The following is a 514-nucleotide window of genomic DNA, read 5'->3' as shown; positions in this document are numbered from 1 at the left end:
TACAAATCGGGCTTTGATAAGTCCATCTAAAACAGCCATTTGAGTATTTCTCATATCTAAACATTTTTTTGAAGACTTTAAAATTTTAACTATTTTTTTCTGTTTCGCAATTGATGGTAACTCAATTACTGCATCGCTAAGATTACATATCTTTATATATTTTATAACCCCTCCTATAGCTTGTTTCCTTAATTCCTCAATATATGTTTCTAAAAAATAATACAAATATGGCAAATATAATTTTTCGACATTGTTATTCTCTATTATATAGGTTCGCTGATAAGCATCAAATTTTCCGTTGTAATACTTAACATTTAAATCGCCATTTCCAGCAACTAATACACACTCACAATCATATGAATATGTTGATATTCTTAAAGGCTCTTTTGAACAAGTAAAAAACGGATATTGACCATCCATTGAAGCTGCATTGGCATCAAGCTTACCCGTTCGTATTTTCGTCAAATCACCTATCCTAACTTTCATCTTCCATTGATCTACAAATACGAATTTG

At 30.2% G+C, this 514-nt stretch carries 1 protein-coding gene; it reads right to left on the bottom strand.

The features are described from left to right. Positions 1–486: restriction endonuclease subunit S (locus DW159_RS13560; protein ID WP_187115878.1), on the bottom strand; the 486-nt coding region annotated here is incomplete at its 3' end. Positions 487–514: the final 28 nt, after the last annotated feature.

Source organism: Coprococcus sp. AM14-16, from assembly GCF_003434675.1.
Taxonomy (GTDB): domain Bacteria; phylum Bacillota; class Clostridia; order Lachnospirales; family Lachnospiraceae; genus Coprococcus; species Coprococcus aceti.
This window is presented reverse-complemented; position numbering and strand designations above follow the sequence as displayed.